11 protein-coding genes are annotated in these 16,878 nt (G+C 35.3%); 3 read left to right on the top strand and 8 right to left on the bottom strand.

Features of this window, described 5'->3' with window-relative positions:
* Window positions 1-58: 58 nt before the first annotated feature.
* Complete coding sequence (locus H5084_RS02905; protein ID WP_182689478.1) at window positions 59-529, bottom strand: heme-degrading domain-containing protein; 471 nt, start codon at window positions 527-529, stop codon at window positions 59-61.
* On the bottom strand, window positions 526-1,578 hold the full coding sequence (locus tag H5084_RS02900; RefSeq protein WP_182689477.1) for an oxidoreductase: 1,053 nt from the start codon (window positions 1,576-1,578) through the stop codon (window positions 526-528). The genes H5084_RS02905 and H5084_RS02900 overlap by 4 nt, the downstream gene beginning before the upstream one ends.
* 641 nt (window positions 1,579-2,219) lie before the next feature.
* Between H5084_RS02900 and H5084_RS02895 the strand changes: the two genes are divergently transcribed.
* Together H5084_RS02895 and H5084_RS02890 are read left to right on the top strand one after the other, a co-directional pair.
* Window positions 2,220-3,269: an HD domain-containing phosphohydrolase gene (locus tag H5084_RS02895; protein WP_310735729.1), complete on the top strand. Its 1,050-nt coding sequence runs from the start codon at window positions 2,220-2,222 to the stop codon at window positions 3,267-3,269.
* 203 nt (window positions 3,270-3,472) lie between these two features.
* Window positions 3,473-6,004: an ATP-binding protein gene (locus tag H5084_RS02890; RefSeq protein WP_182689476.1), complete on the top strand. Its 2,532-nt coding sequence runs from the start codon at window positions 3,473-3,475 to the stop codon at window positions 6,002-6,004.
* A 69-nt stretch (window positions 6,005-6,073) separates the two neighbouring features.
* On the opposite strand, the gene H5084_RS02885 is transcribed toward H5084_RS02890, so the two are convergent.
* Entirely contained in the window at window positions 6,074-6,958 is an 885-nt protein-coding gene (locus H5084_RS02885) for a crotonase/enoyl-CoA hydratase family protein (RefSeq protein WP_084296259.1), read from the bottom strand.
* A 576-nt stretch (window positions 6,959-7,534) separates the two neighbouring features.
* Between H5084_RS02885 and H5084_RS02880 the strand changes: the two genes are divergently transcribed.
* Window positions 7,535-8,890: a hypothetical protein gene (locus tag H5084_RS02880; protein WP_240923612.1), complete on the top strand. Its 1,356-nt coding sequence runs from the start codon at window positions 7,535-7,537 to the stop codon at window positions 8,888-8,890.
* Between the two features lie 310 nt (window positions 8,891-9,200).
* Here H5084_RS02880 and H5084_RS02875 read toward each other — a convergent pair whose 3' ends face one another.
* From H5084_RS02875 to H5084_RS02855, 5 genes are all read right to left on the bottom strand, one after another.
* Window positions 9,201-10,043, bottom strand: coding sequence for a DUF2971 domain-containing protein (locus H5084_RS02875; RefSeq protein ID WP_182689475.1), 843 nt, complete (start codon window positions 10,041-10,043; stop codon window positions 9,201-9,203).
* A gap of 634 nt (window positions 10,044-10,677) precedes the next feature.
* On the bottom strand, window positions 10,678-11,190 hold the full coding sequence (locus H5084_RS02870) for a hypothetical protein (protein WP_028868005.1): 513 nt from the start codon (window positions 11,188-11,190) through the stop codon (window positions 10,678-10,680).
* Window positions 11,191-11,979: 789 nt separating this feature from the next.
* Entirely contained in the window at window positions 11,980-14,049 is a 2,070-nt protein-coding gene (locus H5084_RS02865; protein ID WP_182689474.1) for a S9 family peptidase, read from the bottom strand.
* Between the two features lie 479 nt (window positions 14,050-14,528).
* Entirely contained in the window at window positions 14,529-15,116 is a 588-nt protein-coding gene (locus H5084_RS02860) for an HD family hydrolase (RefSeq protein ID WP_182689473.1), read from the bottom strand.
* Between the two features lie 232 nt (window positions 15,117-15,348).
* Window positions 15,349-16,872, bottom strand: a complete 1,524-nt coding sequence (locus H5084_RS02855; protein ID WP_182689472.1) for a DHA2 family efflux MFS transporter permease subunit — start codon at window positions 16,870-16,872, stop codon at window positions 15,349-15,351.
* Between the last annotated feature and the right edge of the window lie 6 nt (window positions 16,873-16,878).

The raw sequence follows: 16,878 nt of genomic DNA, 5'->3' as shown, positions 1-16,878 counted from the left end.
CCATTGCAGATAACATAAGCAATGGCTTTTATAAAATTTCAAAGTAAATAAATCATGGTCAGTACGACTCAACTAACTCCGCCAAGGCATCTACTATCAGTTGATGATCTTGCTCCTGCGGTAATCCAGAAACTGTCACCACCCCTACTACACCTGAATTTTTAATAATAATTGGAAAAGCCCCACCATGAGCACAATACAGATCAGCGTCAATATGGTCTTGCTGTTCAAACACTCTATGCTTAGCGCTATTATATTGACCTATATAATAAGAACTATGACCAAAACGCAACACGGTTTGACGTTTACGTTTGATCCAATGTAGATTATCAGGCTGAGTTCCAGGCATTGCGTAGCTAAATAGGCATTGGTTAAAAGCATAAACTTCAATCGTAACTTGTGCCTCTCTCGTTTCGGCTAACTGTTTCAATTTACAGCCTAACGCCCAAGCTGTTTGATGGTTAAAAAACGTAAACTGTAACTGTGATTCTTGTGCTAATAAATCATTTAATGAATAGGTTGAACTCATAATTTAACTGCCATTGTTTTACCTAAACGTTCACTTTCCATCGCTAATTCAATCAAACGGATATTCCATAATGCATCCTCTGCAGAAACGGGCACTTGACCAGCGTTATTAATAGCATGAGCAATACCTTGATAAAAGTGTTGGTAACCACCTAATTCTGTTTTAACCGCCACTAACGCGTCTTCAGTGTATAAAGTACCGTATTGCTCTACACTTTCATTATTCCAATGTTCACCGTCAGGTCGTATACCTGCTTTCAATAGATCTTCCTGCGGATCCAATCCTAATTTTCTGTAAGTACCTTGGTCCCCCTGAATATTAAAACGTAAATTGGGGCCAGCAGAGAATAAAGAAGCACTCAAAGAGGCTAATTTATCGGGATAATGGAGTGTTAAATTAAAATAATCAATATTTGAGGAGCCTTCACGCGTGATCTTACAATGTGCTGTAATCGCATCAGGTAGTCCAAATAGTTGTAAAGCTTGATCAATTAGGTGCGGCCCTAAATCAAATAAAATACCACCACCATCTTGAGAATTTTCTCGCCAGCGTTGACGAACAACAGGTCTGAAACGATCAAAATGAGATTCAAAATGCTTGATCTGCCCCAGTGTTTTTTCTTCAATAAGCTTCTTAACCGTTAAAAAATCCCCGTCCCAACGACGATTATGATAAATGCTAAGTAATAAGCCTTTTTCTTTAGCAAGACTTATCAAAGTATTTCCATCGGTGATTTTTGTTACGAATGGTTTTTCTAAAATAACATGCTTATTATTTTCTAACACTAATTTAGCTAATGAAAAATGTACATTATTGGGTGCAGTAATAATCACTAATTGCGCATCGGTATTACAAATCATCTCTTCTGCAGTTAGATAATGCTGCACTTTGGGCCAATCTTGCTCAACAGTATCAACTTGACTACTACTGATCGCGGTTACATCAAATTCAGATAGAGTGTCAATAAAAGGAAGATGGAAGGTTTTAGCTGAAAAGCCATAACCAACAATAGCCGTTTTAATGAGGCTGTTATTGAAGCTTTGAGTCATGGTCGTTTCCTTAATTTATTAAGAAGAAAATAATCACATAGTGGATAGTAAATGATTATGCGTTAATAGTACGAGGTTATTACATACGATGATTTAATCAAAATCGATTAATAAAATAAATTACATGACCGCATTACTATTTACTGAATCAATATTTATTTCACGTTCTTAACTGCGCTAGCATTAACTAGTTCATTATCAAATACTTCACGATTAAAGAATCTGTACCTTTGTAATATACCGATAATTTTACTTATAAACATATGTAATTAAAGTTCAGGTTTAGGTTGTGTTCTAAATTGCAGTCATTTACGCTACTCATAACTGAGTATTTTTGTGTTATTTAAAATCAACAAAAACAATAATAGTAGTGATAAAATAACGCAATTAGTGTCCCAATAGGATTTAATTGATCATTTTTTATTAAACAACCTAAAAGATACGTTATCATCTATACTCTGTCATAAAACCATCTCAACAAGCTTCTCATTTACAGCGGTCTTGGAGATGCTGATACACATAATAATAATCATATGTATAAAATTAGATGCCAAGTAATAGGAAAATTACTAGAGGGTAAATTAAATTACCCCAATCCTATTCATAAGCTAATTATTTAAAATTTAAGTGGAAGTACTATTGTGAATGACCAAAGACAAGTGGTGATCGTTGATGATCAATCAACGGGAAGGATGATCTTAGAAAAAATTATTCTACAAATTGCTGATGATATTACAGTTATTGATTTTGCTGATCCTAGAAAAGCACTAAACTGGTTAAAAGACAACCAAGCAGACCTTATTGTCACCGATTATAGAATGCCCGGTTTAAATGGAATAGAGTTCATTGAAGCGGTGCGTAACACAGCAACAGGTGAACATATTCCGATCATGATGATCACTGTTGTTAGTGAAAAAAAAGTGCGTCATGAAGCCCTAGAAGCAGGTGCAACCGCATTTTTAAATAGACCTATCGACCAAATCGAATGCCGTACAAGTTGCAGAAACTTATTAAAACTACATAAGCAACATGTGATCATTCAAAATAGAGCCGATTGGTTAGCAGAGCAAGTACATTTAGCCACAGAACAAATTCTTCAGCGAGAACAAGAAACGATCTTAAGACTTGCGAAAGCAGGTGAATATCGCGATGAAGAAACCGGTAATCATGTTATTAGAATGGCAAAATATGCCAAAGAAATAGCTAAAGAAATCGGCTTAAATGAGAATGAATGTAATGATCTTGAACATGCTGCGCAAATGCATGATATTGGAAAAATTGGTATTCCTGACCGTGTCTTATTAAAAGAAGGAAAGTTTATTCCAGAAGAGTGGGAAATCATGCAAACTCATACCACGATTGGATATGAAATTCTTTCGGGTAGTCAATCAAAATATATGCAAATGGGCGCCATTATAGCCCTTAATCACCATGAGCGCTTTAATGGTGAAGGTTACCCTAATCAGTTAACTGGTTCTCAAATCCCACTAATCGCACGTATTGTTTCCGTTGCCGATGTATTTGATGCATTAATGTCTGTTAGACCCTACAAAAAAGCCTGGCCACTTGAAGATGCGATTGATTTTCTGAAAAAACAATCCGGTACGCAATTTGATCCTCGCTGTGTTGATGCATTTTTAAAACGATTAGATAACATAATAGCAATAAACCGAGAATACCCTGATAGCTGATAGCAACTAAATATTAATGACTAATAACTTATTCTCAATAGAAAATGACTGAGCACTTGCTCTTAATCGCTGGCTACTGACAATTATTAGAATGTAATCGCTAACACATAAAAGGTGGAGTGTTAGCAAGGCAATTTAAACATTAGAACACCACACCATAACCTCTAGCTCACAATAGACGATTAAATGGATTCGATGTCTTAATGAACCTACTATGTAAAAAACTAAATGCAGTCAAAACCTATGTAAATCAAACTGATGATCCAGAACCTGAACAAGCCTTAGTACGTGTTTTTATAAGCCTGTTATTAGTCATTTTTTTGTGCATCCCATGGAGCGTTGAAGCGCCACTTAGTAGCCTATTCGATTCAACCATAAAAATAGTAATATTAACGGCGACAAGCATGGCGCTCGCTATCTTTATTTCCATTATGGTCAATACTAGAATCAGTCCAACAAGAAGAGTAATTGGAATATTTTTAGATTTAATTTCACTCTCTATATTAATGGCGACCGCCGCCGAAGAAACCGTCTACTTATTTGTATTTTATCTATGGGTTATTTTAGGTAATGGATTTAGGTTCGGTGTTAATTATCTTTATATCTCCCTGATAGTAGCAACAATAGGTTTTTTATCTGCTATTTATTGGGGGGATTATTGGCAAGAAAATACAAGGGTGGCAATCAGTCTCTTAATCGTCATTACCTTGATCCCGCTGTATTCCATATTTTTAATAAAAAAACTATATGCAGCAATCGACATGGCAGAGAAAGCGAACCAAGCTAAGACTCGCTTTTTAGCTAATATGTCACATGAACTAAGAACCCCTTTGAATGGTGTTTTAGGTCTTGGTGACTTACTCACTGAAACTAAACTCGACCAAGAACAACGCAGCCTTGTAAGCACCATGCAAAGCTCAGCAAAAACATTATTAGGCTTGATTGAAAAAGTACTCGATATTTCCAAAATTGAGGCCGGGAAAATAGAGATTAATAAAGAGTCTGTGGATTTACATGCGTTAATTAACTCTATTATTGGTACCCAAAAATTGATTGCTAAAGCAAAAGGATTAATCGTTACTTCAACGATTGATTCTGATGTACCGTTACGGCTTGAAGCTGACCAGCAGTACATTCGTCAAGTCTTAGTTAATTTAATCGGTAATGCGATAAAGTTTACTGACCAAGGGTCCATTAAACTGCATGTATATAAAGTATCAGAGCAGAAAGATACCACTGTCATTCGTTTTGACATCAAGGACACTGGGATTGGTATTGATAAACAGTCATTACTTAACGTATTTGATGACTTTACGCAGGTCGGAAAAGCCACAATACGCCATATAGATGGTACCGGACTAGGTACCACTATTTCAAAAGAATTAGTGGAGTTAATGGGTGGAAAAATAGGTGTTAAAAGTGAATTAGATCAAGGCTCAACCTTTTGGTTTGAATTGCCTTTTACTATTCTCCCCAATATATCTTTAACCGTTAGTGACAATGATTTATTAATTATGGCAACCGAAACCACCCAAAAATCGATCCAGTCTTTTCTAAAAGCCTGGGATCTATCAGCAGATTTTGTCACCTCTCCAGTGCATGCATTATCGATGCAAAAACAAGCATTAGAACAACAACTTGGTTATAAAATACTGCTTGTGGATCGCTTTAGCCTACAAGGCATGAGCCCCACACAATTTATTACACTATTAACATCCGAAAAATTATTAGACGGACTCTCATTAGTACTGCTTAACCCAGAAGATAAACACCTGCATAATGAAAAAATAGAGCAACACTTTGTATCGGTGATTGCCGACATCAATGATAAACGATCATTATTTAATGCCTTACATACCGCACAACATATCGATAGTCAGAATAAAAAAGTCGTTTCTTTGAGTGAGTTTTATGAAAGCCAGCACGGCGCTAAAGCATTAAATATTTTAATTGCAGAAGACAATAAGGTTAACCAACAAGTACTGTCAGGTATTCTAAAACGAGCAGGTCATTCTATTGTCATCGCTGATGACGGAGAGCAGGCGTTAGATAAATTAGCGGCCAATTTAGAACACTTTGACTTATTAATTGTCGATAAAAATATGCCTAAGTGCTCTGGTGATGAAGTTGTACAAGCATTACGCTTTATGGACACCAACAACACACTTCCAATTATTATGTTAACGGCCGATGCCACCCCTGAAGCGAGGGCATTAGGTATTAGCTTAGGTATTAATGAATTTTTAACTAAACCCATTGATTCTCATGAGCTATTGAAAAAAATAGCGGTAATTTCCAACACTTCTAATTCGACTATTAGCAACATAACGAATACTTCAACTACCATAACAAACCTTAACAAGCAACAGCCAGAGAGTGAATGGTATAATAGTGCCGTCCTTGAAGAACTATTTCTATTAGATGATGATGTTGAATTTATGAGACGATTAATAACAGGTTTTACAGAAGACGGTAATAAACATATTAAATACTTACAACAAGCTATTAATAGTGACTATTTGCAATTCCGTGAATCACTGCATGCTTTAAAAGGTGCTGCATCGGAGCTTGGAGCAAACAGACTAGCTGAAATATGTAGGAAAGGAGAGGAATGCAAACCTTATGATATTGGCACTCAAGAGATCACTGTATTAGTGAGTGATATTGAATACAATTTTATTAAAACTGTAGAAGCTTTAAATAATGCCTTAGTAAAATCTTCTACAGGAAAATAAGATAAAAGTTATAGTGCTTTTGCTATGGATTTATATCTATTTTGAAATGGGAACTTTGCATAACTTAGATTATGAGATATTTTTTGCTGATTGACGCATCACTAACCTTTCCATCATTCTAAGATCTTTAGCTGTTAACTTTAACGCTGAATCGACCCAAATATTAGTCACATCTATTAGCTCTTTATAAGGAATCGGCGCGCAAATATCACGTACTTTGCGAATAGCTTGATAACTGTTTGCTTTTCGATTTGCCGCATTAATATAACGATAGACTTCTTTTTCTCCTTCTCCTTTCTCAGCCAGTATGTCAACGATCCCTAACTCAAACAACTCTTCTGCTACATACAATTTACCACTTAAAATAATTTCTTCTGCTTTTGCTGCACTTACTTTTCGACTAAGTAATGAATATGCTCCCATTCCAGGAAATAGATTAAATAAGACCTCTGGCAAGCCAAGCTTGGTGCCGCGCTCAGCAATTAAGACATTACTTGATAAAGCACCTTCAAACCCTCCTCCAAGTGCATCACCTTGAACTAAAGCAATAGTAGTCAGTTCTGAATCAAGATGAGTGATATTATGGTACAAAACATCAATACATTTGGTCGCATAAGCGAGCAATCCTGCGCGATCTTGTTTTTTTATCAATTCAAGAAAAACGGCTAAATCGCCACCTAAATTAAAAATACCATCAACATCAGAAGCAAGGATCAGATAATCATATTTTTGCTGTTCGCTAGTAACCATCTCTGCTTTAATGTTTTTCGCATAATCATTTAACTCATCTAATAATAAGGTACTAAAACATGGGCGAGGCTGCGCATTCATAAAGTACCAACCTGCTTTATATTTTTCATCATAGTGTGTTTTAAGCTGTGAGTATTCCTTATTTAACTGATCTTGTTGAGCGATAATATTTACGTTATTTTTTCTTGCTAGGTTATCAATCATTATTATTTCCTTTAGTTTTTAATGTGCTCAATCAGAGATCTAAAAGCACCTATTTAGTATCTGACGACATTGACAGATACCTCTAAAGTGTAGCAAGAATGGAAATTATCGTTAGTTTACTTAAAGACTAATGAGATCAAAAACATCAATAAAATCAATAGCTTTATTTTTTATTATGACTTGTTAAATACCGAGTAAAAAAACAGAGAACTAAGATGAACAAATGTAAATGCAGGTAAAATCCTTGAAACCTAAAAGTTAAATTTACAAACAGCTCTAAGATAAAGATCCGTTACACTTACATTTTTTTTCAATATCTTATGCTCTCTATGTTAGTTATTATCAAACCAGAACAAGGAATTAAATATTATTTACTCGCCATATCAACACCTTTAGTGACAAATAAACAGAATCAGTTAACACCTCATTTTCTATGTATTTTTATATTAAATCAGGGATAAAATTATTTGCTAAGCCGCTTTAATTAAACTTCATCTCAGCAACCGTAATAATCATTCTAATAGTGCTTCTCATTTTTATTATTTTTAAATCAATTAATTAGTGTATATTTATTGAATGAATGCAGTTAATGCATGGGTTTTATATCGTTTTGGTGGTTTTATGTCAGTGCTCTCTACAAACAGCGTTTTTACTTCTCTTCAACAATCAGGGCCTTTCACTGTTTCTGAACATTCACTAAATATCGGACGCTTTTCTCAACAAACGCGTCAATGGCTAAAAAATTTACAAAAGAATCCTAACAACGTCACAAAATATCGCGCTTTACGTAGCCAAATATTTGAATTTTTAGGTGTTGATGATTTTGAGCAAATTCAAACCCTCATTTCAGATAAAGCATTACGAGAAAAGCGCTCTGAGCGAGCATTATGCTTATTAGGTAATATGTTTGGCATCAACGGTAACCTCAATGAAATAAAGAGCCGTGTAGATGAGTACTCACGGACAGCTGATGCGGTCATTCACTCTATTATTGGTAAAATCCTTTCTCCCTATGCATCACATATTGAAGCGACCAATGAGATAGAAGTCACTAACAACCCCGTTGAGCTATTATTAATCATGTTCAATGATGGTTACCATAAAAAAGCACGCTTTGAAGCACGCCGTAAACTCATTTTAATGACCCTCGCAGCAAGTATCGATCAACGAGAACGAGAAACAGACATTGAAAGCAAATTTTCCGCTTTTCTAGCCTTTTTAAACGGTTATGTTTGGAGTCCGAATTTAAAAATAGGAGAACTGGATCCCGTCTACCTTTATTCAAAACATCGACCAGAAGACTTTAGCTGTAATGCAGTAACGGTTTTGGATCCAGCACAGGCTAAGTTAATACAACTAGCAAAAGGTGAAAAGTTAACTCTATTAAAACGTCGTAGTTTTACCGTCGGAGTGAAAAAAACACCCATTTATGTTTCTATTAGAAAAAAACCACCGCAGGCAAAGGTTTTAAAGTTATTACGAAAAAACCAAAAAAATCCAGCGGTTGCAGTAGATGATGAACTTGGATTGATGGCTGTACTTGATTCGGTAAGCGATGTAAAAGCTTTTCAACAACACCTTACGCGTAGCGCTTCAAAAGCTAATTCTTTAATGGTTTTAGAGGATATCTCCGACACTTTAAGTGAACATTCTCAATATCAAGGTCGCGCAGTAGGGTCGAGTGATAAAACAGCTATGATGAAGTTTTTTGCTCGTTTAGGCGGTATGCGAGTGGAATTTATTATCCATACGAATAAAACTTGGTTAAATTATAGATACCAACAAGATGTTGCTCATAATGAGTACGAAGTAAAACGTATCTTTGATACTGGCGTGATTGAACTACTATTCCCGATGGATATTTTTCATCTCAAACACCTTAAGACCCGTGATGAAATGGTGCAGTTTTTTCGTAAGCAAATAGAGTCTTAAAGGCGTTAGCATTGGTGACTCAAATAAGGGTTAAATGTCCTGAATTAAGCCGCTTATGCTTATTCGTTTATACCTTAGTTACTTGCTCGATGTTCAAAAAGTAGCTCCTTGTACAAAAGTAACTCTTTGTGCAAAAAGGAGCTCAGGGCGTAAAGGTACAGTTTAGTGATTTAAATGATAACTTGCTCCAATAAATAAGCTTAACCTTTATCGAATGTTACGAATCGAATGTTACTAATCGAGCGTTACGACTATTTTTTATTACAAAAAAGCACTTAGGGAATTACTTGGATTCAAATAATAAGTGTATTTATAAACTTTTAAATTCTAAGCGATAGGACTTTTCTGCAATATAGGCTTTAGTCAACTTCACGTGTGAAAACTCTGGAGTTTGGTCAATAATTGTTTTTATTTTGTCAGCAAGCTCCTCTGAAGCATTCGCTCCTAAAATAATCTCCTTAATGATTTCTTTAGGATATTTAAATAAATGTATATCGCTATCCGCACATTCGATAAGCATATCTGAGTCGTGCAAAACTGCACAAAACCGCCACTCTTTTTCATGTGACCAGGTATCAGATTTATGTAATAGTAAGTCTACACCGACATTAGACTTAATCACTTTAATTGGATGTTGCTCAATATACTCAACTTTTCTAAGATGGTAAAAATCGTCTTGCTTGGTTCTCTTTTGATTAAAAAAGTAATTAGAAGTATCGAATTTAACGCAGAACCCTTGATGAGAGTCAGCATAATGTGACCACATTAATAAATTATCTGGCTCCTCAGTTAAGCAAAGTACACCTATTACTTCTCCCTGATTTTGTTCGCTAGTTTCACCCATAACACCATTAGTCTCTGGCGGCGTAGTTGCAAGCACTTGCTGCTCTTCGAATGAATTTTTATTCGCTTTAATAACTTTAAACTCTAAATCTGGGCTCGACACTTTTATTGGTAGCTTATCTATTTTATTATTTGAACCTAAGTTTTCTTCTGTGCTGGATAGATCTGGCATAGCATCTTTGATACCACAAATAGAAGTAACAGGCTTTAATTCAAAAGGATCATTAAAGTCGATAGGTTGCGTTAAACGAATACATCCACTTTCAATGACATCCAACCTAGCGGGCTCAAAATACTTAAATAGGTACATTCAGGTCTCCATTACTTAATGACTTAGAGGAAGAAGAATCTTATATCCTTATTAATAACTAATCACTTCATTAGCTTGATAAATTCAATTCAACAATACACTCATAAACTTTTAAATCAATAATTTAAGATCTTAATTAAAAAAAAATAATCAAACTATAATCAAACTATAAGTTGATTATATTAAGTGTATATATAACTAGATCAAGTAATTCGCTAATAAGGCAAGTTGATATGAAGATAATTTGAAGAGAGTAGTAACGAATCTTTTTTAACCATAAAAACCTCAAAACACAAAGTTAGCAATAAGCAAAAAAAGAAATATTATCATGGTAAAACCATCAATTGAGTATAAAAATAAATATTGTAATAAGTTAAATTTATTTACAAACTTGGAGGATGAAAAAAGTATTTTGATAAAGAAATAACAGGGGGGGCGTGTTGAGTAATTTAAATTCTAAATAGGAGATAACTAAAGAAATTTATAAAACCATAGTATAAAAATGAATAACTAAAATAGACGCAAGCAGAATATCTATAGTCATAGCCTTCAAAAAAAACAAAAAAGCTCAGGTAGTTTTCACTTAACCTGAGCTTAATAAATATTATATTTAATAATTATTTAAAATTAATTATTATGATTTTTTGTTACGACGAGACAAACCAAATGCAAGTAATGTTAAACCTAGTAACGCAGTACCTGCAGGCGCTGGAATTGAACTCGCTGAAAATGTTTGGTTAGCACCTTGTTGTGCTGTGTACAACCAACTAAATATAGTCGCATCATAACCATTACCACTAACAATACCAGAACCAGAGATTTCAACAGCACCTGCTCCACTAACTGTATTAGTAATTACATTCAAAAGGTCAAAAGTAAAGCCACCCACTGACCATAAAGAAGCTGTTGGTACTACAGGGTTTAAGTTAGTAAACGCAGCTGCAGTAAGAGGAGCCACTACAGCAAAATCTCCTGATGACACACCTACTAATTGATTTGTAAATATAACCTTCGTAGCAACTCCAGCTACAGTCGTTGTATTAGCAACACCAAAAAATTTAATTGAACCATCAATTGGAACAGCAGAAGCAACACTAGAAACAAATAAAAGTGCGGCAGAAGTAAAAAGTGCGAATAATTTTTTCATTTTTATATTCCTTTATTGTAAAAATAAACATGTATCTATCGGTTGAAACTCAATAACATGTCAATGTGACTTGTATGTATAGTACACTGCAGGTTTCAGGCCAACTATTTAAGTAATTGTTTTTTAAGAAGATTAAGTGCAAATGTAAAAATAAGCTCATAGAGTTATATTTTTAAGTGTAAAAGAAATCGTCAGTAAATATAAATATAAAAGCTTAAAGAGTATGCATAAAAAAATGAAGAGTATGAGTAAGAATAAATACTTAGAATATAAAAAACATGGCTAAATATCTTTACTCTTTTATGAGTATTAAAAATACTTTTTTAAACTAGAGCACTCATAAAGAAGTATAGATAATATTATTTCATCATTTAATATTGAAGGTTATCGAATATTTGGATAGATTTTTATTTCAAGTTATCCATTTACGGCTGTAAATTAATCCGACAAGACTAAAGCAACCGTAGGGGTAAGTATCAAAAAAAGAACACTTTCAATAAAACCTCACCTTTTTTGTTATTTTTCAAAACAATTATACCTTTACTTTCATGCTCTTAACTTACTAACTTACTTACTAAAGTGGCGTACAAAAGTGGAAGTGTTTTAGTATTAATTTGATATGAATAGATTAAGGAGTTTTAGCTAACATTATGTGTAAAAAATAAGTGATAAAAACGGGCTACATTTTTATCACTTATTAGTTGTTATCTAAGCGTTAATCCATTAATCAGTCGCACAGTTTTTTAATTAAGTAAGCCATCCAAGACCACCTACAAGTCAAAACAAAGTTTAACAGTTCGCTAAGCCAATCAAAAAAGCAAACTCTCTGGCCGTATCTTCAAAATGTTTAAACCTTCCTGATTTACCACCGTGTCCGGCTTCCATATCGGTATATAACATTAGCTGATTATCATCAGTCTTTAACTCGCGTAACTTGGCAACCCATTTTGCAGGTTCCCAATATTGAACCTGAGAGTCATGCAATCCAGTGGTAACTAGCATATTCGGATAAGCTTTGGCTTTAACTTGATCATAGGGGCTATATTCAAGCATATAATGATAAAATTCAGGATCATTTGGATTACCCCATTCATCATATTCCCCCGTAGTTAATGGAATTGAATCATCTAACATCGTTGAAACAACATCCACAAAGGGCACAGCAGCAACCACGCCGCGATATAATTCAGGAGCTTGGTTAATAACAGCCCCCATTAATAAACCACCAGCACTCCCTCCCATTGCAAATACGTTATCTTCAGCGCCATATTTTTTTGCAACCAGAGCCTTCGACACATCAACAAAGTCATTAAAGGTATTTTTCTTTTGCAGTAATTTACCTTGTTCATACCAATCACGACCTAACTCTTCACCACCACGTATATGCGCAACAGCATAAACAAAACCACGATCTAGCAAGCTTAGGTTAGCAGAGCTAAAACCAATATCTAAACTATGGCCATAGGAGCCGTAAGCATAAACAAGTAATGGATTATTATGATTAAATAGTTCACGCTTATAAACCAATGAAACAGGCACTTCTGCACCATCTCTTGCGGTTACCCAAACACGTTCACTTTGATAATCTTCACTATCGAAGTCCCCCATTACTTGGCTTTGTTTTAGCAGCACAATTTTGCCACTATCAAGGTCTAATTCGTAGACTGTAGAGGGTGTTGTAAAAGAGGTATATTGATAACGAAATTTACTCGTCGCAGGTTGTGGGTTATGGTGGCTGAACACAGTGTAAACGGGATCATGAAAAGTCAGAGCACGGGACTCTCCGGTTTTAAAATTGATTTGTCGTAATACTGGCAAGCCTAGTTCACGCTCCTCAACAATTAACCAGTCCTGCATTAACTCATAACCTTCCAACAAAATAGATTCTCTTGCCGGTACTAGTGTTTGCCAGTGTTCAGGTTGGACCGTTTGCAACTCATCCAATTGTGTCGTTATTGTGTGTAAAGCAAAGTTTTTGCCGCTGTAATTACTCAGTATAAAGAATTGGCCATGGAAATGATCAACACTGTATTCATGGTCTCTTTGTCTTGGTAAGAAACATTTAAAATCTTTATATGGTTGGTTTGCGTCGATGATCAAACATTCAGAGGTCATTGTGCTATCAGCACAAATCACTAAATATTCTTCTGATCGTGTTTTATATAAACCCAGAGAAAAAGTATCATCAGTTTCTTCGTAGATAAGAACATCGTTCGCAGTAGGCTCTCCTAAGGTATGACGATATACCTGATATGACAATAATGTTTGCGTATGTTGTTTTACATAAAAAACCGTTTTGTTATCGTTTGCCCAAACTACATCAGTCACATCTTCAATGCTATCTGCAAATATCTCATTAGTGCGCAGATCTTTAAAATGTAAAGTATATTGACGACGGCTAACCGTATCTTCACTGAAAGCCAAAAGCATTGAATTAGGCGATAAAGCAAGTGCACCTAATTGATAGTAGGCAAAACCTTTTGCTCGCTCATTACAATCAAAAAAGATTTCTTCGGGTGCTTCTAAGGTACTTTGACGGCGTGTATAAACGCTATAATCCTTACCTTGATCGTAACGAGAGATATACCAGAAGCTTTTTTTGAAATATGGAACGGATTCTATTTCAGGCTCTTGTCTTGCGACCATCTCATCATACAACGCTTGTTGCAATGAAGATAAAGGAGCCATTTGTTGTTCTGTATAGTTATTTTCTTCTTCTAAATAAGCCAGTACCTCAGGGTCTTCTCGCTTATCATCGCGTAGCCAAAAATAATTATCTTTGCGCTTATGTCCGTGAGTGTCGTGTACGTAGGGTTTAATCGGGGCAGTAGGTATAACAGAATCTACTTTATTACTCATATCATCTCTCTTTATCGCATTCATTTTAATCAAACCTGTGACAGCTATTTAATTGATAACTATTAGCTAGTCACAATACATCTAGCACCGCTTGAAAGCTACTATTGAAAGGACTGAAGAGATAAAATAGTACAGCTAAAAAGCGAACAAAAATAATTTAATTTTTTACAATTCTTGTTACAAATACTAAGGCAAAGCAGAGGCTGTTTGAATTTTTTGATGAATGGTTTATTGATAAGCAGAGTTCATTTATAGAGTTACATTGTTTATAAACAGAAAGTATTTATAAACAGAGAGTATTGATAAATAGGAGTTATTTAAAAATACAAATAGCCTTAACCAGCAACGTTATTCAATTGGCAGCTTAAGGCTATATGCAGACGTTTATGCAGACCTTTATTTAGGAAGGCTTATTCACAAAAGTTAAAGCAGTAACTCCAATCGACAAAACGTTAAAAACGAACCTTCAATGAACGAGTTTAAAGTAACCATCCCTTGGTCACTGCAAGCTCTGTTTGCGCGACAACATATTGCCATAATTTAGGCGCTATAGTTTGTAAGTGATTGTTGCGTGCTAATACCTGAGATTGACTGATTTTATGTTTAGCCCAACTACCGCCTTGGTTATTCATGTTTTGCACGAGTGGTAATATTCTATCCATAGATTTAGCAAATTGTGCATCGCTAGTGTTAGCTTCTTCAAACTCAAGCCACAGACTTTTATACTCTTCGTTTTGTGAAGTGGGCAATAAACCAAATAAACGTTGTGCCGCTTTTTCTTCTTTTAAAGCTTGTTGCTGATGGTCTTTTTGTTTGGCAAACGCAAATAGATCTCCCGCATCAATTTCAATAATATCGTGGATCAATAGCATTTTAATTACCCGCGTCATATTAATCGGCTGTTCTGCATAACCTTGCAATAACTGTGCAGTAAGTGTGATGTGCCAGCTATGCTCTGCACTATTTTCATGGCGGTTTTTATCTTCTTTAACCGTGGTTTGACGGTATACCGCTTTTAGTTTGTCTATTTCGATGATAAACGCTAATTGCTGTTCTAATTCAGTCATGATTAATCCCTGTAAAGTAACCTTTGTAGCTTTATTTTTTTATTGAAACCTTCCTATAAAAAAATAACATTTGAAAGTAGCATTGAATAAATAGTGTTGAAAAAATAGTATTAAAATGGGCATTATGGAGACACAATTACATAATTTATTCCTAATCAAAAGCAATAAGTTACATTAAGCAACCTTAAATGAAAAACCTATTGCCAACCACTCAACTAATACAAGTTTATGCTTAATGCCCAGCTACCGCTGGTGCCGATTTGATAAAAGGCCCTTTTGCAAACCATATCAGACCAATTAAGACAAAAAACAAACAACCTAGCATATAAAAGTAATCATTCATCGACATCATATATGATTGCTGAGTAACAATGTTATTAACGGATGCTAGATTAACTTGTGTCGCGCCTCCCATTTTATCTAAATAGTCCATCGCCCCTAACTGGTAATTACTAACGTGCTCGGTCAAAGTTGCATGGTGGTAGTCGGCACGGCGATTCCAAAACCAAGTGGTTAAGGAAGACGCAAAACTCGCACCTAATACTCTTAAAAAAGTTGTTAAACCGGAAGCATCTGCTATTTGATGACCTTTTAAGTTAGACAAGAAAATAGTGGTCAATGGCATAAACATGAAAGCAATACCAATCCCCATAAATAATTGCACTTCGGCCACTGAAGCAAAGTCCACAAATGTATTGAAGTTAGCGCGTAGGAAACAAGAAATACCAATAACCACAAATGAAATACTCGCGAGCAATCTTAAGTCTGATTTATGTGCATATTTCCCTACTAATGGCGCTAATATTAAAGGTAGTACTCCCATCGGTGCAGCGGCAAGACCAGCCCAGATAGAGGTGTAGCCCATATATAGCTGCAACCATTGCGGCAATATAATATTGATGGCAAAGAAAGCGGCATAACTCAAAACTAAAGCAATGGTACCGAAGGTATAATTGCGATCTTTAAATAAATATAAATCTACAATTGGGTTTTTCTCTGTCAGTTCCCAAATAACAAATGAGATTAATGCAATAACAGAAATAATACTCATGATCACAATTTGTGTGGATTCAAACCAATCTTTATTATTGCCTAAGTCTAATACTACTTGTAATAAACCAACCCCTAACACTAACAATGCAATACCAATATAATCAATGGGCATTTTTGCCGTTGTTTCTACTCGATCTTTTAACTGCTCCCATACCACTACACAACAGAAAATACCGATTGGAATATTAATAAAAAAGATCCAAGGCCAAGAATAATTATCGGTGATCCAACCTCCTGTGATCGGCCCTACTATCGGAGCAACTACTGTCACCATCGCAATCAAAGCTAATGCAGCACCTCGCTTTATCGAAGGAAAGATAGCAAGTAATAACGTTTGGCACATTGGGAACATTGGTCCAGCAAAAAAGCCCTGCAACGCTCTGAAGGTAATCAACTCTGGCATGCTAGTGGCGATACCACACAAAAAAGAGGTTAACGTAAACAATGAAACAGAAATAATAAATAACTTCAGTTCTCCAATACGGCGTGAAAGCCATCCTGTGAGTGGCAATGCAATAGCATTACACACCGCAAAAGAAGTAATGATCCAGGTACTCTGCTCTGAGCTAACGCCTAAATTTCCAGCAATCGTTGGCAAAGCAACATTAGCAATGGTGCTATCCAGTACTTGCATAAAAGTGGCTAAAGCCAATGCAATAGTTGCTAGGACAATACTCGGCGGCGTATAGGTTTGATCATTCATAACCGT

Source organism: Psychromonas sp. SR45-3, from assembly GCF_014163575.1.
In the GTDB taxonomy this organism is placed as follows: domain Bacteria; phylum Pseudomonadota; class Gammaproteobacteria; order Enterobacterales; family Psychromonadaceae; genus Psychromonas; species Psychromonas arctica.
The sequence above is the reverse complement of the archived record's forward strand: the minus strand, read 5'-3'. Positions and strand labels throughout refer to the sequence as shown.